The organism is Klebsiella sp. HMSC25G12 (assembly GCF_001807705.1).
GTDB classification, from domain to species: Bacteria; Pseudomonadota; Gammaproteobacteria; order Enterobacterales; family Enterobacteriaceae; genus Klebsiella; species Klebsiella variicola.
The window spans coordinates 50,618-71,393 of sequence record NZ_KV789908.1 but is presented as its reverse complement, the minus strand read 5'-3'; the positions used below and the strand labels follow the sequence as shown (position 1 = coordinate 71,393).

Below are 20,776 nucleotides of genomic sequence, written 5' to 3'. Positions count from 1 at the left end.
AAGAACATCCCCCTAAGCGTCAGCAGCAAGCTACCTTGGTTAAGGCCCTGAAAATCACGTCCTTTACGTCGTAAACGCCGTAAAGCCATAAAGGGATTACCTTAACTTCTTTATTGCTGTTAGTGGGTTAAGGCTAACCAGGGCAGGGGGGCAGAATTTATAGCTCGGTAACCGGCTACGCGGGGCTTTCGGCGCCATTTGACTCCACAGACACATTGTAACCTCATCGGCACCCTCATGCCGCTGACGCGGTATTCAGAAGCTTCCCGATGCTGTAGGTTTTAATGTCTGCTTTGTGCCAGAAGCGGACGTTTCAGAAGCCAGCTGTTTTTAATAGCTGTGTATTATCGAACCGGATACTTATGTTTTTTAACAACCCCTCTCCGGCCCAGACGATAGCCCCCTAATTTTGCGGTTTATTTCTGTTGTAGCCAGCGTTGAACGCCCATGGACGCGGAGTCAATTGCACCTGCCAGATAACCCGAGAACTGTGGCGACCATTCACTGGCGATACCTGTTATCTCACCGGACCATTCTCCCCTGGCGGGAAGTTGCTCAGGCATTGCGTGCCCGACCTCCTGCAGGAGATCAAATTCCGTTGCAGTAAACGGATCGGCTGCCCAGTCTTTTATATACTCCGCTTCGGGCTCTGCCGCATCCTGTCCAAATAAGCGCACGAGTTGCTCCCGGCAAAGGCCTTTGAGCACAGCTTCGCTGACAGTCCATCTCGATTTTGCCGGTACGCCAATGAAACCAAAAATCGCCGTTTTGCCCGAGTCTGGCTCGGATACGTCGTGGATCTCAACCATTGGCCCCACGCGGCTTCCTGCATTCCCTGAAAGCTGCCGCTCATGCAATAAGTCTGTTTTATATACAGCGACATATTTTGCATGGGGAGCCATCCATGTCGGGATTTTCCGCCAGTTCGACAGCACCTGTTCCGGCATCGCGGGTATGAAATCTATTTTAGCTGCCAGGGCAGGAGGCAAAGCGAGGAAGACATGCTCACCGGAAAATACGGCCTTTTTACTGCCTTCGGACCGGGTATGGACCAGCACTTCCTTGCCAGCCCGGGAAACCGCCACCACCTGATGGCCGGTTTTAATCTTCTCAGCCGGGATCTGACTTTTAAGTGCCGCCGTCAGCGCCTGCATTCCTCCCTTCAGCCTGAAAGACGCCGGGGAGCTCTCCCATGCCGGGTAGCGTTCGGGGGGCGAATCCAGCTGGCGTTCGTAGAGCATGTCACCCGGACGGCCATGCGCGATTACCGGAAGATTAAGCCGCTCGATCAGTTGCGCGAAGTCCGGTTGAATATCAGGCCAGAACCACGCTGCCCCCATATCTACATGAACGCCAGCGGAGGTGCCCGCCAGTTCCAGGCCTGACAGCACGCGCCCGCCCGTTCTGTCACGAGCCTCAAGGATCACATAATCAACACCCGCTTTTTCAAGCAGCGTGGCGGCATAAAGGCCGCTTATGCCCGCACCAATGATAACAGCGCTCTGCTTCATAATGTCGCTCCGCTCAGGGTTGTCGGGCTGAGATGTCCCGTTTTCAGATAAAAAAGTGCGCCAGAGGCGGTGGCCATAAGAGCAGGCATATCACCCGGCGGAAACCGCATCCAGCTTCCTGCCCCATAGCAACCTTCCGGCGCATGGAGTTCTCCCTGCAGAAGAAGGATCTCTGCTCCGCCAACAAGCGGCGCACAGAAGATCCGCTCGCCCGGGGCAATTTTCTGAAGCAGAACAGTTTCTGAGGTGCCGGAGAATAAAGGGCAGACTTGTCTTTGCGGCTGACCGTGCCAGTTAGCTGCCTCCTGCGTATTTATCCTGACCGGCTGGCGTTCATCGGCAGACATCTGGCGCAGCTTGACGAAAATGGTTGTGCCGTCGCGACTTGAGGGCTGGTGAGAAGAACCGTCCGGGCTGCGCAGATACCAGCCGGCAGGATAGTTGACCCCGTTTTCGGTAAAAGTCCCCTCGAGCACCAGAATCTCCTCTCCGCCTGGATGGCTGTGTGCGGGAAATTCGGATCCGGGCGCATACCGGACAAGGCTGGTTGCGCGGGCCTGCTCGCGACCAATCCGGTCAAGCATCACGCGCTTAACGCCGGGCTGGGGAGAAGGTATCCACTGATAATCGTCCGGAGTAACGATCGCACGCTGCGAAAAATCAGAATTCAGTAACATCATAGTGAGTGATTAGACGGCCCCGCAGGGGCCGTCTGCAGGCCTATTTGTTCGGCAGATTATCGTAAACATCCAGAGCACGCGCGGTATATGTCAGCGCTGCGCCAGTGTTCAGGTTAATGGCAACGGCCAGCGCTTCGGCGATCTCTTCGCGCGTGGCACCGTGCTTAACAGCAGCGTCGACGTGTACGGCCAGGCAACCGTCACAGCGGGTGGTGACGGCCACGGCCAGTGCAATCAGTTCATGGGTTTTGGGATCGAGGTGCTTGTTTTCTGACGCCCCTTTATCCATCTGTTGAAAGCCTTTCATAAACTCTGGCTGCAGTTTGGCAAATTTGCCGATGGTGGCGAGCAGGCCACTGCGATATTCATTCCAGTTTAAGAACATTGAAAACTCCGGTTATTTTTTGTCTCAGAAAAATCATTACATGACGTCGAAAATACGTACGTCAGGCGCGCTGTTTAAATAGGGTTTTAATCCTGCAACGACATCCTGCGTGAACAGCGGACTGCCAAGGTATGCCTGCGCCTGCGCTACAGTCTTAAAGCCGTGCAGCACCTGGACATCCTCATCACGGACAAGCAGCTCTTTAGAGGTGGCACCCTCGATGGTGGTCAGAAACGGGGTTTTGTATTTCTGGTATACCCCCGCGGCTGCCGCACGGTTTTCATTACTGATATCCAGGGTGATTTGCAGATAAGCCATCGTTCTCTCCTTCGCTCAGGGTTGAGGTAACACGCCCGCTTAAAAACCCGGCCTGTATTACCTTTCGTTGAGGGCGATTATCAGAAAGCCAGACAGCTTCAACAAATCAGATAATCTTGCGGAGCAGAGAAGAAATTCTACGTCGTGGTATAGCAGGGAATAAAGCATCACGCGGCTGGACTGATTGCCGGGACAGCGTGATGCCTGATGAGGCAGTTTATGAACGGTCTGAAACGACATCCTGAAGAAGCCAGTCATGGAAAACTTTTACTTCATCACGCATTACATTCTGCTGCGGGGTGACCAGATAATAAGACCACTTGAGCGGCCACCGGTGGTCAGGATGCAACTGGACCAGCTGTCCGGTTTCGATAAGCTTTTTCACCAGAGCGTATCGCACGATGGCCACGCCTCTGCCGCTCAGGGCCGACAGAATCACCGCTGAGGTGGAGTTAATATGCAGCCCGCTTTCCAGCGCTTCGGGGGCACCGACCGCCATCAGGACATCATTCCATGACGGAAAATCCGCCCCCGGGTGGGGCGTGTCATCGTGAATGAGTTTTTGCGTGGCGAGCCATTCACTGCAGGCCATTTTCCCGGACGGCACCAGGTGGGGACTGCAGACCAGCACCGCTTCCTCATCCATCAGCCAGGTTTTATTCACGCCAGGCCAGTCGCCCTGTCCGCAGCGAATACCGATATCCGCCTCGCCGTGTGACACGTCCATCAGCTTTTCCGTGACGTTAAGCCGCAGATCGATATTTTCGTGCGTTTCCGAAAACCGGTTCAGGCGATCCATCAGCCAGTTCATCATCAGTACCTGCGACGCCGTCACCACCACCACCGAGCGCGAGCGGCGACCACGAAGCTTGTTTAATCCGGTTTCAAGTTTGTCGAGCCCCTGCGTGATGTCATGGAGTGCCTCCTGCGCTTCGTCAACCAGCGTCAGCCGCTCTTTTCCTGAGCGGGTGCGGTGAAGAAGCGGGTGTCCTACCCAGTCTTCCAGCGAGCGTACCAGCTGGCCTACTGCGGCGGGCGTAACGCCCAGCTCCTGAGCCGCGCCGGTAAAGCTGCCATGCCTGGCGGTGGCTTCAAAAGCGTGCAGCCATTTAAGTCGGTTTAGCGATCGCATTGTGGTCATCCTGATGCATTATTTTCCTCAGTATACGCCAGCGAGAAAGATTTTCTTTCCTGGGTCGCAATTTCTTCTCAGTCGTCAATCAGAGGCCCGGGTGGCATTCTGATTTCACACGATGAGGAGCGCGGCTTTTCATCAATGACAACCATATGAATTCAAAGAGGTTAGCGATGAACGCATCTTTTGCCGGTAAAAAACTGTTAGTGGTCGGTGGTACAAGCGGTATGGGCTTCGAAACGGCGAAGCTGGTTCTGAAAAACGGTGGCAGCGTTGTGCTGGTTGGCAATCGTCAGGACAAAGCCGAGCAGGCCCGCCAGGCGCTGGCTGCAGACGGTCAGGTTTCCATCATCGTTGCCGACCTGATGAAAGAAGAAGGTATGCAGCACGTGGTGAATACCATTAATGCCGAACACAAAGATATTAGCCTGCTGGTCAATGCGGCTGGCGTATTTTTCCCGAAACCGTTCACCGAACATGAAACGTCAGACTATGACATGTACATGAGCATTAACCGCGCGACGTTCTTTATTACCCGTGACGTGGTGCGCAATATGGTCGAAGCCGGCATTAAAGGCTCCATCGTTAATATCGGTTCCATGTGGGCACAGCAGGCCATCGGTGCCACTCCGTCTTCAGCCTACTCAATGGCAAAAGCGGGTCTGCACGCGCTGACCAAAAACCTGGCCATTGAGCTGGGTGAAAAAGGGATCCGCGTGAATGCGGTGTCTCCGGCCGTTGTTCACACGCCAATTTACGAAGGCTTCATTCCGAAAGACGACGTGAAGGACGTGATGAGCAGCTTTGACAGCTTCCACCCGATCGGTCGCGTGGGTACCCCGGTCGATATCGCGGAAACCGTTGCTTTCCTGCTTTCTGACAAGACTGGCTGGGTCACCGGCGCTATCTGGGATATTGATGGTGGCGTAATGGCTGGCCGTAACGCCTGATGACCATGCCGCACGCGCTTACCCGCGTGCGGCACTGGAGTAATTATGCAAATCCAGACCGTGCATTATGACCTTGTCACCTCATGGCAGGGGGGCATGGCCAGCCGGACGCTCTGCCAGTCCTTTTCCGCAGACAACGCTTCGCCGGCCCTGCAAAGTCATGTTATCGATTCCGATGAACCGGTTTCGCTTGGTGGCGAAGGGCTGGCTCCTGACCCCCAGGAGCTGATGCTCGCTGCGTTTAACGCCTGCATAATGGCCGCCTTTATTCTCGAAGCCAGGGCTGAAGGTCTCGCCCTTACGCATCTTGAAATTCACACTGACGGGCACCTTCCGAAGGGTATACCGGCCTCCGGTGACAGACCTGCAGAGGATGCCTCCGGCAGGCTTGTGTATGTCATCCACGTAAGCGGTAGCGGCACGGTGCATCAGTTTGAAGGGGTCCATCAGCGGGTGATTGACTCCTCCCTGAACCGGTGGTTACTGGCCCAGAATATGCTGATCGAAGGTGACTTAATACTGAGCTGACGCGGCTGGATTGTTTTGTTCAACAGGAAAAAATGATATGACCACACCAAGAGTAACCCCCTGGCAGGATGAAGAGCCCGTTGACGCCAATCTTCTCAACGCGATAAAGGCCCGTCGGCCCGGCGGAAAACTGATAGGTATTGACCGGGTATTACTGAAGAGTGCCCCCCTGGCCACGGGCTGGAACGAACTGATGGTACGGGTACGTCAGGAATTTTCGCTCAGCCTTGAATACCGGGAACTGATCATGCTGCGCGTTGCCTGGCTGAATAAAGCAGAATTTGAATGGAACGTGCACTACCCTGCCTATCTGGATGCAGGCGGAACGGCTGAAAAAGCAGAAGCCCTGCGGTTATCCTCCGCGCCACACATCTTTAATGACACCGAAACGTTGCTGATACATCTTACGGACCAGTCCACCCGGAACGTCGTGGTTGAGGAGAACATCATCGGGGCGCTGAAAAGCCTGTTAGGTGAAAAAGAGACCGTGGAAGCGGTTGCTACTGTCGCCGCCTATAACATGGTATCCCGTTTTCTCGTCGCCCTTGCCATCTGATATCCCTACTTTTTCCGGTGCAATTTATGAATAAAAAATATCGCGCTATGCAGATCGTTGCCCCCGGGGTGCTGGAAATGACAGAGCGGCCGGTACCCGCTCCCGGCCCGGATGAGGTGCTCATCAGAATTGAAGCATGCGGCGTATGCGGTGCCGATCTCCGGGACGCGGAAAAAGCGCCGCAGGCGGGCCAGCCCGGCCGTATACCGGGACATGAAATTGTCGGATTTATTGCCCGGAAAGGGAACAGGGTACCCGATATCTGGCAAACCGGTCAGCGGGTTGGCATCGGGCGTCTGGGGGGATACTGTCAGCACTGCAAACCCTGTCGCAGCGGGCTTTTTCACCTCTGTGAAAACCAGCTTACGCCAGGACTCAGCTGCGATGGCGGCTACGCAGAGTACGTTGTCATGCGGCATACCGCGCTGATAGCCATCCCCTCCGCGCTCTCTTCCGTACATGCAGCGCCGATCCTTTGCGCCGGTACCGCAACCTTCAACGCACTGCGTAATTCTGGCGCCAGAGCGGGCGACAGAGTGGCGGTTCTCGGAATGGGTGGCCTTGGCCACATGGCCGTTCAGTACGCCCGTAAAATGGGGTTTGACGTTACGGTGGTGGCGCGCGGTAGCGAAAAAGAACGAGCGGCCATTGAGCTGGGTGCGCATCACTACATCGATACACTTAAGGAAAACGCATCAGAACGTCTGAAAAATGACGGCGGTGTGGATTTTATTGTGGCAACGGCACCGGATTCAGAAACGGTATCAGCCCTTCTGTCCGCCCTCGCCCCCCGGGGAAAAGCGATCCTGCTGGGTACCGGACAAACGCCGGTGCAGGTCACGCCGGGTATGATGATCGGCGCTGAACGTACCCTGACAGGATCCTTCGTCAGCACACCGGCGCAAACCGAGCGCGCACTACAGTTCAGCCACCTCTTTCAGACGTTGCCTGTCACTGAACTGCTGCCATTTGAAAGGGCAAATGAGGCGCTCAGCAGACTGAAGCAGGGTCTGGCGCGATACCGGATAGTGCTCACCATGAATCAGGATAATTAATCACATGTCCGCAGAACATTTCCTGCCCGTTGCAGATCAGAAAAATAATATTATACGCCTGTCGGCCGCACAGGCTCTCGCCGGTGCTAACTCCGTCGTCTTTTATGCCACAGGGGCAATTGTGGGTAATGCGATTGCACCTGCCAGTTCGCTGGCCACCCTGCCCATCACCATGTTTGTTCTGGGGATGGCGGCCTGCATTCTGCCGTTAGGCTCATTGGCGCGGAAAAATGGTCGTAAAACTGCCTTTATGGTCGGCACCGGAGCAGGCGTCATCACCGGCCTGACGGCTGCTCTGGCCGTCTTCATCGGCTCATTCCTGCTGTTCTGCATTGCTGCATTTCTGGGCGGTGCCTATGCGGCAGTCGCGCTCAGCTTTCGTTTTGCCGCAACGGACGGCGTTACGCCCGAACGAAGGGCCAGGGCTTTGTCGCTGGTTATGGGGGGCGGAGTGATTGCCGGCGTGGTTGGGCCCATGCTGGTTTCCGGAACGATGCACCTCTGGCCGCCTCATACCTTCGCCGTCACGTTCCTCGCCCAGGCGCTCGTGGCCGTTATTTCGGCATTCATACTCAAAGACGTGAAAACCACAGAACCTGCCGGCGCAGTAAAAACGGGTGGACGACCTTTGCGCGAGATTGTCCGACAGCCAGGGTTTGCCAGAACCGTATTCAGCGGTGCGGTCACCTATATGGTGATGAATTTCCTGATGACGGCAGCCCCCCTCTCGATGCACATGCACGGCATTTCTCAGCAGGCGTCCAATCTTGGTATCCAGTGGCATGTGATTGCCATGTACGGTCCGGGCTTTTTCACCGGCAAATTAATTAACCGTTTTGGGGCCATGCGTATCGCCGCTGCGGGTCTGCTTATCACGGCATGCTCTGTGCTGGCCGGACTTGGTGGAACTGATATTTTTCACTACTGGCTGTCGCTGATATTGCTGGGTCTGGGCTGGAATTTTGGCTTCACCGGCGCATCGGCGAAGATCATTGAATATCACCGTCCCGAAGAGAAAAACCAGGTCCAGTCCCTGAATGATTTTGTGGTGTTTGGGGTGATGATTGTTGGGTCATTTTCTTCAGGAGCCCTGCTCAGTCTCTACGGCTGGAACGCCGTTCTGTGGGGATCCCTTGTTCCCGTCGGGCTTGCATTTTTAGGTATTATTAACGGGTTGCGGACAAAAAAGCAGGATAAATTAAGCTTCTGACGTAGTTTTCTCTGCGGCCTGGAAGCGGTTTATGTTGATGTGCATAGTATCTTAAGCCCAAAATCAATGAGCATGATTTTGGGCATACTTGTCGATGCTCACTGGCCCCATTATTTCATGAACGTCCGTTCTTCGCTCGCAGCGGACCTTCAACTCAGGTAACCGTTCAACCTGATGTGCTGGTGTGAAAGGTGAAGCGGGGGGCCATGTGCTGCAAATCAAGATTCAGCGGTGCAGACTTTTCTGACCTTAAGGGAAGGGGGCGGCTCACTCTGCTTCAGTGGGGGTAGCTAATCACCACAAATTGTTAGACACAAGGGATAGGGGGCGCCGATGCGGGTGACAAAGGTATCTCTGCCGCAGCCATAAAATCGATAAAACAGCGTATTCTCGGTGACAGGTAGCGGCTGGCGGGCCACAGGACCGAGAAATGCCCATCCTTGACGCAACAGCCGGGCAACACCTCCTGCAGTTGTCCCTCATCCATGGCCTCGCGCACGACAAAATCAGGCACATAAGCGATGCCCATCCCCGCCGCGCTTAAGCGAATGGCGGCCTCAATGTTATTGACCGTTACAACGGCAGCGGCCCTGAAATCTCCCGTCAGCCGCATATCGCGCAGTTCCCAGGGCTGGATCAGCCCCGTCGCGGGGAAGCGGAAAAAAATGCACTTGTGCGCCGCCAATTCCTTTGGCGAGTCGGGGGGCCCGTATTCCGCCAGATAGGCCGGGCTGGCGCAGAGCACAAAACGAAAGCCCCCCAGCTTTCTGGCGATCAAGCGGGAGTCAGCTAATTCACCGCTACGGATAGCAACATCAAATCCTTCATCGATCAGATTGACCAGCCGGTCACTAAAGTCGAGATCCAGTTCAACCTGCGGATAAAGACGGGTAAAGGCGGTGAGGGCGGGGAGCAACAGGCGGTAGCCAATGACGGGCAGTGAAATCCTCAGTTTGCCGGTGGGCTGTGAGAGACTGCTGGTCAGCTCTGACTCGGCCTCCTGGATCTGCTCCAGGATACTCTGGCAGCGCGTCAGAAATGCGGCCCCCTCCGCCGTCAGGCTGACGTTTCTGGTGCTGCGGTTGAACAGCCGGACCCCCAGTTTATGCTCAAGCCGGGCGACATTCTTACCCACCGCCGAGGCAGATATGCCCAGCAGCCTGGCGGCCTGAACAAAGCTTAGCGTTTCGGCGGTGCGGACAAAGGACGTCAGCGAGGTGAGGCTGTCCATCGATTATAAACCTTATGTCTCTTAAGAAGATATTTTCAGTCTATTTATCGGCATTAACATCCGCAATAGGATGGCGACAGTTTATTCATTCCTTGCCGACTGATGAGGGCCGCCCGATGTTACTCACCGCCAGAACACCTTCCCGATACGCCAGCGCCCTGGCCGCGCTTTCTGTCTTTATGGCGGCCTTGCTGCTGCCGTTAAGTTTTACCGGCGGCGTCATGACCACCCCCGCGATACAGCAGTCGCTGGGCGGCTCTCCCGCTGCGCTGTCGTGGCTGACCAATGGCTTTATGCTGACTTTCGGCAGCTTTTTGCTGGCCGCAGGGGTGATGGCGGATGCCATCGACAGAAAACGTATTTTTATCGCCGGCGCCGCGCTGTTTTGCCTGAGCAGCCTGCTGTTTTGCCTGACGCACAATCTCTTCCTGTCAGGCGTGTTGAGGGCTCTGCAGGGCCTGGCCGCGGCGATGATTTTAGCCAGCGGCAGTGCGGCGCTGGCCCAGCTGTATGATGGCGCTCAGCGGACCCGGGCATTCAGCATCCTGGGCACGGTGTTCGGCGTTGGCCTGGCGTTCGGTCCGCTGCTGATCGGCTTCATGACCGACGCGGTGGGCTGGCGCGGCGTATACGCCCTGTTTGCGCTGCTTTCGGCAGGGGTGCTGCTTATCGGACTGGCGTATCTGCCCGCGGCAGAAAAAAGCGAGCCGCGGACACCCGACAACCTCGGCTTACTCCTGTTTACGCTGGCCCTGATGCTGTTTACTGCATCGCTCATGGTCATTCCGGCCCGCGGTTTTTTATCCCTGACCACGCTGGCCTTGCTCATCGCGTCGGGGGGGCTGTTCGTGGCGTTTGTCGTGCGCTGCCGGAGGGTGAACAACCCGGTGCTGGACATCTCCCTGCTGCGTCATCCGCGTTTTGTCGGCGTACTGTTGCTGCCTGTCGCCACCTGCTGTTGCTACGTTGTCCTGCTGATTATTGTTCCCCTGCATTTTATGGGCGGAGAGGGGATGAGTGAGCCGCAGAGCGCACTGTATCTGATGGCGCTGACCACGCCGATGCTGGTTTTCCCATCCGTTGCGGCCCTGCTCACCCGCTGGTTTTCACCGGGGCACGTGTCCACGGCGGGACTGATGATGGCCTCCGTCGGGTTGCTGTTGCTGGGGAACGCTTTTCACAGCCACCATCTCCCGCAGCTGGTGCTGGCGCTGATCCTCTGTGGAGCTGGGGCGGCGTTTCCCTGGGGGCTGATGGACGGCCTGGCGATTTCCGCTGTGCCGATGGCGAAAGCCGGTATGGCGGCAGGCCTGTTCAATACCGTTCGCGTTGCCGGCGAGGGGATCGCCCTGGCGGTCGTTTCGGCGGTATTAACGGCAAGCAATAACCTGACCCTGCAAAGTCGCGTTCACGGGTATGCGCCTGAGGTGATTGACCGCGCCGCAGGCTGGCTGGGGGCCGGCAATATGCCGCAGGCGGCTGCGCTTTTGCCTGACTTTTCCCTCCGGGCGCTGCGCGAGAGCTATGACTCTGCTTATACGCTACTGTTTAGCGGGCTGGCGGTCGTCACCCTGGTGTGCGCCCTGATGGTCTGGCGGACGCTATGCCGGAAGGCGGGCGCTATCCAAACCCGCGACAGTGGATGCTGAACCCCCTTGATAGCGCGGTGGCGTCACGCTTCCCGGGCTGCTCAGCGAACCTGAACTGTCATTGTTTCACTGGCGGAACTATGCTGATTAGAGCGGCCACATGCGCCGCCCCGGCCGCGGAAACAGTGACTCACAGGTGGCGGTATGGCGATTGATCCGGAACTGATTTACATCGAGATCCTGGAAACGGTGCTGACGGCCACCCTGGATCCCGATTTGTGGAAATCGGCATTGCAGAAACTGGCGTTACTGACCGGCCATCAGTACGCGGCATTTCTGTTTTACGACAAAGGCAATGCCCATCTGTTGACTGATTCACTCCTGCTCGAGGAGAAGGTCTTTACCGCCTATCGCGATGTATTTCTGGCTATCGATCCCGCCGAAAAAATATTGACCGCGTTACCGGTCGGGCAAATGTATCGGGACCGGGAATATTTAGGCGATAAGTTTATTGCCGGCAGCGTCTATTACAATGAATTTCATCACCCCAACGACCTGAATCATCTCACCAGCGTCAAGCTGTGCACCATCAATGGCTATGCCACCTATCTGTCACTGATGACGGCCAATACGGCGGCTTATCCGCAGCCGGTGCAGTTTGAACTGTTCAGGCGCCTGATCCCGGCGTTAAAAACCGCCTGCCAGCTTCACGCCCGGTTTGAACAGTTGCGGGACACCATAAAATACCAGAGCGCGGTGATGGACAACGGGATCTACCCGGTATGGCTGGTGGATCATGGCGGTAAAATTCTCTACGCCAGCGCGCATGCCGAACGCTATCTGCGCGCCAACGCCCGCCTCTCATGGTATAGCGGGGGCGATATGCTGTGCCTCAATACCGACAGTAAAAAGCTGAAACGCGCCATCGAGCAGGCCACCCGGACGGCAGAGCCGCCGAAGGCAGGGCTGTGCTATACCGCCGGGCGTCAGCCGAAACCGATCCTCGTGATCCCGGCAGCCCTTCTTGCCGGGGTCGCCTGCGTGATTATTCCCGAGCCGTTTCTCACCGGCAGCGCCTTGATGGAGCTGTTTAACGTCAAACCCGCCGAGAATGCGGTGGCGGAGCTGCTGGTGCGGGGCATGACACCGGGTGAATGCGCCTTACATCTGGACGTGTCCATCGCCACCATCAGAACCCACCTCAGCGCCCTGTACCGGAAAACCCATACTCGTCATCAGGCTGAACTTCTGCTGATCCTCCGCGCGATTCACGGCTGATGGTTTCGCATCCTCAGGAATGATGGTCGCGCAGGAAAACCGTCAGCACCTCTTTTGGCGGCACGCCGCCGCATTCGCCAATCATCCAGCCCACCGCCCCGCGGTGATAGGCGCCGTGAAAGAGCATGTGGTTCAGCATCTCCATCGCGGTCATATTGCCGTCACCGCCGTCAACAAATTTGAAGGCGATACGTTCGTGAAAATCGGCGGGGGTCATGGCGCTGACGTACTGAATGTATTCGTCCGTACAGGCGGTCATGGCCTTTTCCAGCGCATCAACGGTTGGCGTCTCGGGGGTATTCAGCGCGGTGTAACCGTGCGGCCTGCCGCGCAGGTTCGCCCGGAAAATCATGTCAACGACATGGATATGGTTCATCAGCCTGATGGTCAGGTGACGTTTTTCGCCATATACCGTACCGTCAATTGCGCGGATCGCCTGTAAGGTGGCAAGGTCAATCCAGCGCTTGTATTTCAACAGCGTCACTACTGTGTCTTTGTCCATAGTCTGTCCCGGGTTGGTTGAGCCATTATCTTAGCGATTATGCCAGTGAGTTGTCATTCTCCAGCGCCAGGCACAAAAAAGCCTCGCCGGGGCGAGGCTTTTCAATAAGCTGGTGATTTAGTCAAACACACCGTTAATCACGGCGGTCACGATGGCAGTGCTCAGGGCGACCAGCACCAGGTCATCGCCGACCGCGCGCCATTCATAGCCTGGATAATAGGGCAGGTCGTTAATCATGGAAGCCGGCAGGGTCTTTTTCGCGATACCCGGAGGGAGCGGGTTGCCGCGGGCAACATTTTTGGCGATACCCGGAGGCAGCGCCTGATAGCCGACCAGACCGTAGTTCACGGCAAGGGAGCGCGCCCGTGAGAAGCTAATATCGCTGTCGACGTGGTCGGGTTTACCGTAGTTTTTGCGGTTGCCATGCTCGTCAGCAGACTGACCTTTATTCTGGCCTTTATTACCATGGTCGCCATTATTGCCATGATTGCCGCTATTGCCATGGTTACCACTGTTCCCGTGATTACCACCGCCATTACCGTTGCCATTACCCGGGTTGGCATACGCCGGCGCGGCCATGACGGCAAGAGAAATAACCGCCGCCAGTGCTGTTTTGAGAGTGCGACGCTTAAGCATGATGTTGTTTCCTTAATGGGGAGTACACGCTTAAAACATAAGAGAAAGCTATACCCCTGGCAATCTCATCATTTCTTATTTTTTGCCGGTTTTTAATCACCGGCGGGAAAGATAAAGGGAAAGGGATAGCGGGGCGCGGACAGGCAATTCCATTGCTGCGTTTTGACAGACGGGCGACCGCGCCCCGCTAAATGTGTTGCCGACAGGATCGCTCCCGGGCGTAGAGAAAAAAATGCCCGAAGCCATCGGGCAAAAATGAACAAAAATATTACGCTTCATTCATAACGCGTCTCACAAGACGGGGCGGATAGTAAATCCTGGCGCTGCCGTGCACAATCGGACGGTTGTTTAGAAATAAATAACCCCATCGACTGTGCTCAGGACGCGACCCCATGGCAGGCGACCCGATGGCCCGGGGCCACCTCGCGCAGCGCCGGAGCTTCTCTCCTGCACCGCTCGCTGACCTGCGGGCAGCGGGATGAAAAGCGGCAGCCGGGGGGCGGATTGGCCGGATCCGGGATCTCACCTTGCATCAGCGCCTGCGGTTCACTGTGCGGATCGAGGGTTGGCACCGCGGCCAGCAGGGCGCGGGTATAGGGATGGAGGGGGCGGCTGAACAGCGCATCGCGGCTGGCGCTTTCCACCAGCTGTCCCAGATACATTACCGCCACATCGTCACATAAATGCTCCACCACCCCGAGGTCGTGGGAGATAAACAGGAAGGTGACGCCGCGCTCGTCGCGCAGGTCGGAAAACAAATTGATGATCTGCGCCTGAATCGACACATCGAGGGCCGAGATGGGCTCATCGGCGACGATAAAATCCGGGTTGAGGATCAGCGCCCGGGCAATACCGATCCGCTGTCGCTGGCCGCCAGAGAACTGATGCGGGAAGCGGGCATAGTGCTCCGGTGCCAGGCCGCAGATCTTCATCACGGCGATCACCCGGTCATACAGCTCATCGCGGGTGCACAGCTTGTGCTGCAGCATGGCTTCGCCAATCGCGTCGCCAATACGCAGCCGTGGGTTCAGCGAGCTATAGGGGTCCTGAAACACCAGCTGCATTCTGGGCCGGATGGCGCGCAGGGCAGGCGCGGTCAGGTCGGCCAGCTCCTGACCGTGAAATTTCACGCTGCCGGCACTCTTCTCATACAGGCCAAGCAGGGTCCGGCCGACGGTGGTTTTACCACTGCCGGACTCGCCCACCAGGCCAAAAATGGTGCCCGGACGGATGTTAAAGCTGACGCCGTCCACCGCGCGAAGCTCGCCGGTCTGCTGGCCAAACAGGCCGTCGCGCAGCGGAAAATATTTTTTCAATCCATCCACTTCAATAACATAGCGTTCGCTCATGCTGTCGCCTCCGCAAATTCGCTGTAAAAGCAGGCGGCCCGCTGGCGCTCACCGAGCAGCGGCGGAATCGCCTCCCGACAGCGCGCCGTCGCCCGCTCGCAGCGCCCGGCAAAGGCGCAGCCCGCCGGCAGAGCGGCCAGATCCGGCACCTGGCCGGGAATAGAGTACAGCCGCCGACGCCGCTCACCCGGCACCGGGCGGGAGGCGATCAGCCCACGCGTGTAAGGATGTTGCGGATGCCGTAGCACCTCTGCGGTGGCGCCCTGTTCCACGATCCGTCCGGCATACATCACCACTACCTGCTCGGCCATCTGCGCGATCACTCCAAGATCGTGGGTAATCAGCATCATCGCCATCTGGCTGGCCCGCGCCCGGTCGCGCAGCAGGCGCAGGATTTGCGCCTGCACGGTGACGTCCAGCGCGGTGGTCGGTTCGTCGGCAATCAGCAGTTTGGGCTGACAGCTTAGCGCCATGGCGATCATTACCCGCTGCAGCATGCCGCCGGAAAGCTGGTGAGGATAGCGGGTCATCAGGCTGTCGCCGCGCGCCAGGCCGACCTCGCTTAACAGCTGGATGGCCTGCTGCCAGGCGGCTTTCGGCGTGGCGCCGAGGTGGCGGATCAGCGGTTCGCACAGCTGCTCCCCGATGGTCAACACCGGGTTCAGGGCCGACATCGGTTCCTGAAAGATCATGGCCAGTTGGTGGCCGCGCAGGTCGGCCATCTGTCTGGCTTTCAGCCGCAGCAGATCGCGGTCCGCGAAGCGGATCTCGCCGCCGTCGATGCGCGCCGCCTGCGGTGGCAGGAGACCCATCAGCGCCATGGCGGTGACGCTTTTGCCGCAGCCGGATTCGCCCACCACGCCAACGGTTTGTCCGGCCTGAATGGTGAAAGAGACCTCCTGCACCGCGCGCACGCGGGTGCGTTCGCCGGCGAAAGAGACGGAGAGATGATTAAAGGAGACTAACGGCGTGGTCATTTCAGCCTCGGTTTCATATTGGGATCCATGGCGTCGCGCAGGCCGTCGCCCAGCACGTTGATGGCGATCACGGTGATAAAGATGGCGATGCCCGGCGGCATCCACAGCCAGGGGCGGCGCTGGAAATCGATCAGGCTATTGGCAGCATCCATCATATTGCCCCATGACGGCGTCGGCGGTACCACGCCGAGGCCGAGATAGCTCAGCGCGGATTCACTGAGAATGGCGTTGGCGACGGCCATGGTCGCCATCACCACCAGAATCGGAATGGTATTCGGCAGCAGGTGGCCAAACAGCCGGCGACGCGCCGACAGGCCCAGCACCTGGGTGGCCAGCATAAAATCGCGTTCGCGCAGGGAGAGACATTGTCCGCGCACCAGCCGCGCCAGTCGGGGCCACTCCAGCAGGCTGAGCATCACCACCACCATATAAATGCGCGAGTCCGGGGAAAAATCGAGCTCAGAAAGCATCGCCCCGGCGACGATCAACAGCGGTAACCCGGGGATAGTCATCACCAGGTCGGCCACCCGCATGATCAGTTTGTCGGTTAACCCGCCGACATAACCCGAGAGGGCGCCGAGCAGGTAGCCGAGGCACACCGACATCACCATGGTCAGCAGGCCGATAATCAGCGAGATGCGCCCGGCCAGCAGCAGGCGGGTGTAGACATCGCGACCAAGAAAATCGGTCCCGAGCCAGTGTTCCGCCCCGGGCGGCTGGTTGATGCTCAGGGCATCGGTGGCATCATCTCTCCATGGCGACCAGACGGGCCCCAGCACGCACCATACCGCCATCACCGCCAGCAGGATCAGGCAGAACATGGCCAGCCGGTTACGGCGCAGCTGTCGCCACCCCTGGCGCCAGGGAGAGGGGGGAATATGCGCCAGCGCCGGGATAGCCGCCTGCCGCTGGCGGCGACGGGAAGCAAAGTAAGACAGGATCATCATGACCTCACCCGAATACGCGGATCGGCCCAGGCGTACAGCACGTCGGCGAGCAAATTCCCGACGATCGTCAGCACCGCCAGAAACAGGGTAAACCCCATCAGCACCGGATAGTCGCGGGCGGCCAGCGAGTCGATATGGATGTGGCCTGCCCCCGGCCAGTTGAACACCTTTTCGGTAATGATCGCCCCGGAGAACAGCCCCGGCAGCTCGAAGCCCAGCAGGGTGATAATCGGCAGCAGGGCGTTGCGCAGGGCATGCTTGAGGATCACCGTGCGCTCCTGCAATCCCTTGGCGCGGGCGGTACGGATAAAATCCATTTTCACCACGTCGAGCATACTGGCGCGCACATAGCGCGTCAGGCTGCCCGCCTGCAGCATCACCAGCGCCAGCACCGGCAGCGCCAGGTGGGCGGCCACTTGCAGCACATACTGCCAGCCGCTCTCGTCGCTGCCGGTATTGGTCATCCCGCCTACCGGTAGCCAGTGGAGATCGACGGCGAACCATTTAATCAGCAGCAGGCAGAGGAAAAAGGTGGGGAACGACATGGCGGCAAACACCGCGACGCTCACCAGATGATCAAACCAGGAGCCGGGTCGCAGGGCAGAAACCACGCCGACCGCCAGGCCAATGCCCCAGTAAAAGACCAGCGCGACGCTGGCCAGCAGAAAAGAGTTCCAGATGTACTGGTTGCGCAACTGGCTGACCGGGATCTGATACTGCAGTGAAAAGCCTAAATCACCGCGCAGCAGCTGTCCCAGCCAGTGGAGGTAGCGGGTGAACAGCGGCTGGTCGAGGCCGTAAATCGCCTTCAGCTCTGCGGCGCGGGCGGCGGTCAGGGTGACATTGCCATCGATAAAGTCGCCGGGGGTTTTGGCAAACAGCATAAAAATAATGAAGGAGGCCAGCAGCAGCATCGGCAGCGTTTGCAGCAAGCGCCTCAGGATGAAATTTTTCATGATGGTCTCACATCAGCCGCCGGTTAACCCGGCGGCCAGGGGGATTTACTTGACGATTTTTACATCCGGCAGGCTGCCGGTCAGGCCGTTGTAGATATCCGGCTTAAAGCCGCTGACGCGGGCGCTGCTGGCGGAAAGAATGTCGCGATAGCCAAGCAGGATCACCGGCGGATCGTCGGCCAGCACTTTATACAGCTGGTGGTAGATCGGCTTGCGCTGTTCAATGTCGAGCACCGCGTTGCCGGCGTTAATCAGCTTATCGACTTCCGCGTTATGGTAGCCGGACTCTTTAGCTTCGCTGCTGTAAAAATCCCATACCCCATCGTGCGGGTCGTTGAGGGTGCTGGTGCTAAAGGAGGCCAGATCGTAATTTCCGGCTTTACGCTGCGCCATCAGGGCATTGAAATCCACCACCTGCGGCTTCAGCAGTACGCCAATCTGCCGCCAGTTCTCCTTGGCGATGGGGATCAGAGCGTCGTTGAGCACCTTCTTGCTCACCAGCAGGGTCAGCTCCAGGCGCTGGCCGTTTTTGGCGCGGATACCGTCGGCGCCAGGTTTCCAGCCGGCCTCATCCAGCAGCTTTTTGGCCTGTGCCGGATCGTAAGGGTAAGGGTTGACGCCTTCAGCGTTAAAGGCCCAGGAGATCGGGGCGATCGGCTCGATGGCGACTTTGCCGTACCCCTGATAGACCACGTCGATCAGCTTCTGCCGATCCAGACCGTAAATCAGCGCCTGGCGCACGCGCTTATCCTGCAGCGCCGGGCGATGCACGTTGAACTCCACCTGGCTGTAGTCGCTGGAGCCGTAAAGATTAATGTTGGCGAAGCCGAGCATTTTCAGCTGCTCAATATCGTCGGGGCGTGAGGTAAAGGCGTCATAGTCGGTCTCCCCGGTCTGGAACAGCTGGAAGTTGGTCGACGGATTGGTCACGCGGTAGATAAAGCGCGGTGTTGGCGGTGTTCCGCGGTAAAAATGGCTATTGGCATGGAAGCGTATTTCCTGACCGGGAATGTATTTGTCGTACACGTAAGGGCCGTTGCCCAGTGGCTTGCCGTGCAGTGAACGCAGATAGTCGAGATTTCCCCGCTGATATCCTTTGCCGTACCAGGCTTTCGACAGCACCGGCCCGCCAATTTTGGCCAGCGTGGTGGCGCCTGGCTGCGTGGTGGTCACCTGCAGGGTGAGCGGGTCGATGACCTTCAGGCCGCTGACGCTGTCAGCTTTGCCGGCTTTGTAGTCCGCGCCGCCGGCGATATTGGCCAGGGTGATGTCGGTATCGCCATCATATTTGGGGTCGAGCAGGACCGTCAGGGTAAAGGCGACATCTTCCGCCGTCAGCGGTGAACCGTCGCTGAAGGTCAGGCCAGGGCGCAATTTGATGGTATAGACTTTACTGTCCGGGCTGACCGTCCAGCTCTCCGCCAGTCCCGGGACCAGCTTACCCTGACTGTCCCAGTCAATCAGGCGTGAAAAAATGACGTTAGTCACGTTCTCATCCCAGCCGTTGACGAAAAAGTAGGGGTTAAAGATCCCCTGCGGCTCGGAGATCCCGGCCACCACCGTGTCTTTACGCAGTTTGGCGCTGGCCGGGATCTGGCTGGCGTCGGTGGCCGGGGTGATGCCTTCTTTCAGGATCCCTTCCGCATGGGCAACAGAAGAAAATGCTACCACGCCGCCGAGCAGGGCCACTTTTAGCGCCAGGGCGAAGCGGGTTTTTCGGGTTTTTAATCCTTGTTGTAATCTGGACAAAAGTGCTACCTCATCAAATAATTGCGTGGTTATTTACAATTCATGACGAAAGATAAGAGGCGCACTTCGCCCTGTCTAACACTGAAATGCTATGATTTATAACTAATTATCCTTAGCAAAGGATCGGGAATATAATCCCATTCGATGGCTAAGAAGCAGTGGTTTCCGCTGTCTGATGATGGTGGGTCAGAATGCTGTCTGCGACCCAGCCATCCTGCGCCAGCGCGCTGGCGGCCAGCGGCCCGCTCAGCCGGACCTGCAGCTGGCCGATCACCCGGCCCTGAATGCGCTCGCAGTTGCTGTACAGCAGTCGGGCGTCGCCTCCCAGCAGGCTGGCGATATGCTGCAGATTGGGTTCGCGACCGCTGCTGCCGTCAAAACGTAAGGTCACGATCTGCTCGCCGTCGCGCAGCGGTGGCCCGGCCTCCGGGCGATCGGGGTGCTGCAGGCCGAGCATGGCGCGCGTCACCGGGTGCTGCGGGTTGCCAAACACGCGCCAGACATCGCCCTGTTCGACAATGCGCCCGCCCTCAAGCACGCTGACCCGATCGCAGAGGGTGCGAATGACCTCCATTTCGTGGGTGATCAGCACGATTGTCAGGCCCAGGCGCTGGTTAATCTCCTTGAGCAGGGTTAGCACCGACAGGGTGTTTTCCGGATCCAGCGCCGAGGTTGCCTCATCGCACAGCAGAATTTCCGGCTGAGTGACCAGCGCCCGGGCGATGCCGGTCCGCTGTTTCTGGCCACCGGAGAGGCGGGCCGGGTAGCTGTCGCGCAGCGCGCTGAGGCCCACCAGCTCAAGCATCTCGCTGACCCGACGCTGGCGTTCGCCGGCCGGGACGCCAGCCATCTTCAGCGGCAAGGCGACGTTCTGCGCCACGGTTTTGGTGGCCATCAGGTTAAAGTGCTGAAAAATCATCGCCACCCGCCGACGCAGATCGCGCAGCTGGCGCGTGGAGTAGCGCACGGTTGACTCGCCGTGGATGAACATCTCGCCGCTGTCGGCATTTTCCAGACGATTAAACAGGCGCAGCAGGGTGGATTTTCCGGCGCCGCTGCGGCCGATGATGCCGAAAATTTCGCCCTGACGGATGGTCAGGTCAATGTCCTGAAGCGCCTGCACGCCGTTAGGATAGGCTTTGCTGATACCAGCAAACTCAATGTGGGTCGGTGGGGCGGGGATATGCGTCACGATGATGCGCTCCGTTAGCCCGGGCAGCGGCTGACGCCGCTG

The 20,776-nt window shown here is 58.0% G+C and carries 19 protein-coding genes and 3 pseudogenes; 8 read left to right on the top strand and 14 right to left on the bottom strand.

Annotation, left to right across the window (positions count from 1 at the left end):
• Positions 1–416: 416 nt before the first annotated feature.
• The 5 genes from HMPREF3096_RS18940 to HMPREF3096_RS18920 all read right to left on the bottom strand — a co-directional run bounded on the left by HMPREF3096_RS18940 (position 417) and on the right by HMPREF3096_RS18920 (position 4,026).
• Positions 417–1,511 carry a flavin monoamine oxidase family protein gene (locus HMPREF3096_RS18940; RefSeq protein ID WP_050887077.1) on the bottom strand — a complete coding sequence of 365 codons (1,095 nt, stop codon included), beginning with the start codon at positions 1,509–1,511 and terminating at the stop codon, positions 417–419.
• Positions 1,508–2,191 carry a cupin domain-containing protein gene (locus HMPREF3096_RS18935; RefSeq protein ID WP_077264854.1) on the bottom strand — a complete coding sequence of 228 codons (684 nt, stop codon included), beginning with the start codon at positions 2,189–2,191 and terminating at the stop codon, positions 1,508–1,510. The genes HMPREF3096_RS18940 and HMPREF3096_RS18935 overlap by 4 nt, the downstream gene beginning before the upstream one ends.
• A 40-nt stretch (positions 2,192–2,231) precedes the next feature.
• Complete coding sequence (locus HMPREF3096_RS18930; RefSeq protein ID WP_007712977.1) at positions 2,232–2,576, bottom strand: carboxymuconolactone decarboxylase family protein; 345 nt, start codon at positions 2,574–2,576, stop codon at positions 2,232–2,234.
• Between the two features lie 36 nt (positions 2,577–2,612).
• Entirely contained in the window at positions 2,613–2,894 is a 282-nt protein-coding gene (locus HMPREF3096_RS18925; protein ID WP_050887078.1) for a hypothetical protein, read from the bottom strand.
• Positions 2,895–3,111: 217 nt separating this feature from the next.
• Complete coding sequence (locus HMPREF3096_RS18920) at positions 3,112–4,026, bottom strand: LysR substrate-binding domain-containing protein (protein ID WP_032730572.1); 915 nt, start codon at positions 4,024–4,026, stop codon at positions 3,112–3,114.
• Positions 4,027–4,202: 176 nt separating this feature from the next.
• Between HMPREF3096_RS18920 and HMPREF3096_RS18915 the strand changes: the two genes are divergently transcribed.
• The 5 genes from HMPREF3096_RS18915 to HMPREF3096_RS18895 are packed head-to-tail and all read left to right on the top strand — an operon-like array spanning position 4,203 to position 8,328.
• Positions 4,203–4,979, top strand: coding sequence for an SDR family NAD(P)-dependent oxidoreductase (locus HMPREF3096_RS18915; protein ID WP_032730570.1), 777 nt, complete (start codon positions 4,203–4,205; stop codon positions 4,977–4,979).
• A gap of 45 nt (positions 4,980–5,024) precedes the next feature.
• Complete coding sequence (locus HMPREF3096_RS18910) at positions 5,025–5,507, top strand: OsmC family protein (RefSeq protein WP_032730568.1); 483 nt, start codon at positions 5,025–5,027, stop codon at positions 5,505–5,507.
• A 37-nt stretch (positions 5,508–5,544) separates the two neighbouring features.
• A complete protein-coding gene (locus HMPREF3096_RS18905; RefSeq protein ID WP_032730567.1) occupies positions 5,545–6,063 on the top strand; it encodes a carboxymuconolactone decarboxylase family protein in 519 nt (172 codons plus the stop codon).
• Between the two features lie 26 nt (positions 6,064–6,089).
• The gene (locus tag HMPREF3096_RS18900; protein ID WP_032730565.1) at positions 6,090–7,118 is read left to right on the top strand and encodes a zinc-binding dehydrogenase; all 1,029 of its coding nucleotides are present in this window, start codon (positions 6,090–6,092) and stop codon (positions 7,116–7,118) included.
• A gap of 4 nt (positions 7,119–7,122) precedes the next feature.
• The gene (locus HMPREF3096_RS18895; RefSeq protein ID WP_032730563.1) at positions 7,123–8,328 is read left to right on the top strand and encodes an MFS transporter; all 1,206 of its coding nucleotides are present in this window, start codon (positions 7,123–7,125) and stop codon (positions 8,326–8,328) included.
• A gap of 294 nt (positions 8,329–8,622) precedes the next feature.
• Here the strand turns inward: HMPREF3096_RS18895 and HMPREF3096_RS18890 are convergent.
• Positions 8,623–9,559: pseudogene (locus HMPREF3096_RS18890) on the bottom strand (LysR family transcriptional regulator).
• Between the two features lie 116 nt (positions 9,560–9,675).
• Here HMPREF3096_RS18890 and HMPREF3096_RS18885 point away from each other — a divergent pair.
• The 3 genes and pseudogenes from HMPREF3096_RS18885 to HMPREF3096_RS31525 all read left to right on the top strand — a co-directional run bounded on the left by HMPREF3096_RS18885 (position 9,676) and on the right by HMPREF3096_RS31525 (position 12,403).
• Positions 9,676–11,208 carry an MFS transporter gene (locus HMPREF3096_RS18885; protein WP_070544546.1) on the top strand — a complete coding sequence of 511 codons (1,533 nt, stop codon included), beginning with the start codon at positions 9,676–9,678 and terminating at the stop codon, positions 11,206–11,208.
• Between the two features lie 144 nt (positions 11,209–11,352).
• Positions 11,353–11,466: pseudogene (locus HMPREF3096_RS31530) on the top strand (LuxR family transcriptional regulator); the annotation flags it as partial.
• Positions 11,467–12,147: 681 nt separating this feature from the next.
• Positions 12,148–12,403: pseudogene (locus tag HMPREF3096_RS31525) on the top strand (transcriptional regulator).
• A gap of 36 nt (positions 12,404–12,439) precedes the next feature.
• Here the strand turns inward: HMPREF3096_RS31525 and HMPREF3096_RS18875 are convergent.
• The 8 genes from HMPREF3096_RS18875 to HMPREF3096_RS18840 all read right to left on the bottom strand — a co-directional run bounded on the left by HMPREF3096_RS18875 (position 12,440) and on the right by HMPREF3096_RS18840 (position 20,734).
• Positions 12,440–12,928, bottom strand: coding sequence for a DinB family protein (locus HMPREF3096_RS18875; protein WP_064169281.1), 489 nt, complete (start codon positions 12,926–12,928; stop codon positions 12,440–12,442).
• A gap of 117 nt (positions 12,929–13,045) precedes the next feature.
• Positions 13,046–13,564 carry an anti-virulence regulator CigR family protein gene (locus HMPREF3096_RS18870; RefSeq protein WP_070544545.1) on the bottom strand — a complete coding sequence of 173 codons (519 nt, stop codon included), beginning with the start codon at positions 13,562–13,564 and terminating at the stop codon, positions 13,046–13,048.
• A 377-nt stretch (positions 13,565–13,941) separates the two neighbouring features.
• Positions 13,942–14,913, bottom strand: a complete 972-nt coding sequence (locus HMPREF3096_RS18865; RefSeq protein WP_008804586.1) for an ABC transporter ATP-binding protein — start codon at positions 14,911–14,913, stop codon at positions 13,942–13,944.
• The gene (locus HMPREF3096_RS18860) at positions 14,910–15,890 is read right to left on the bottom strand and encodes an ABC transporter ATP-binding protein (protein WP_008804587.1); all 981 of its coding nucleotides are present in this window, start codon (positions 15,888–15,890) and stop codon (positions 14,910–14,912) included. The genes HMPREF3096_RS18865 and HMPREF3096_RS18860 overlap by 4 nt, the downstream gene beginning before the upstream one ends.
• Positions 15,887–16,837 carry an oligopeptide ABC transporter permease gene (opp4C, locus tag HMPREF3096_RS18855; protein ID WP_012541495.1) on the bottom strand — a complete coding sequence of 317 codons (951 nt, stop codon included), beginning with the start codon at positions 16,835–16,837 and terminating at the stop codon, positions 15,887–15,889. Before opp4C ends, HMPREF3096_RS18860 begins: the two co-directional genes overlap by 4 nt.
• Positions 16,834–17,793: an ABC transporter permease gene (locus HMPREF3096_RS18850; RefSeq protein WP_064169280.1), complete on the bottom strand. Its 960-nt coding sequence runs from the start codon at positions 17,791–17,793 to the stop codon at positions 16,834–16,836. The genes opp4C and HMPREF3096_RS18850 overlap by 4 nt, the downstream gene beginning before the upstream one ends.
• Before the next feature lie 45 nt (positions 17,794–17,838).
• Positions 17,839–19,542 (bottom strand): ABC transporter substrate-binding protein, encoded by a 1,704-nt coding sequence (locus HMPREF3096_RS18845; protein ID WP_064169279.1) that lies wholly within the window; start codon positions 19,540–19,542, stop codon positions 17,839–17,841.
• Between the two features lie 148 nt (positions 19,543–19,690).
• A complete protein-coding gene (locus HMPREF3096_RS18840; RefSeq protein ID WP_039103697.1) occupies positions 19,691–20,734 on the bottom strand; it encodes a methionine ABC transporter ATP-binding protein in 1,044 nt (347 codons plus the stop codon).
• Between the last annotated feature and the right edge of the window lie 42 nt (positions 20,735–20,776).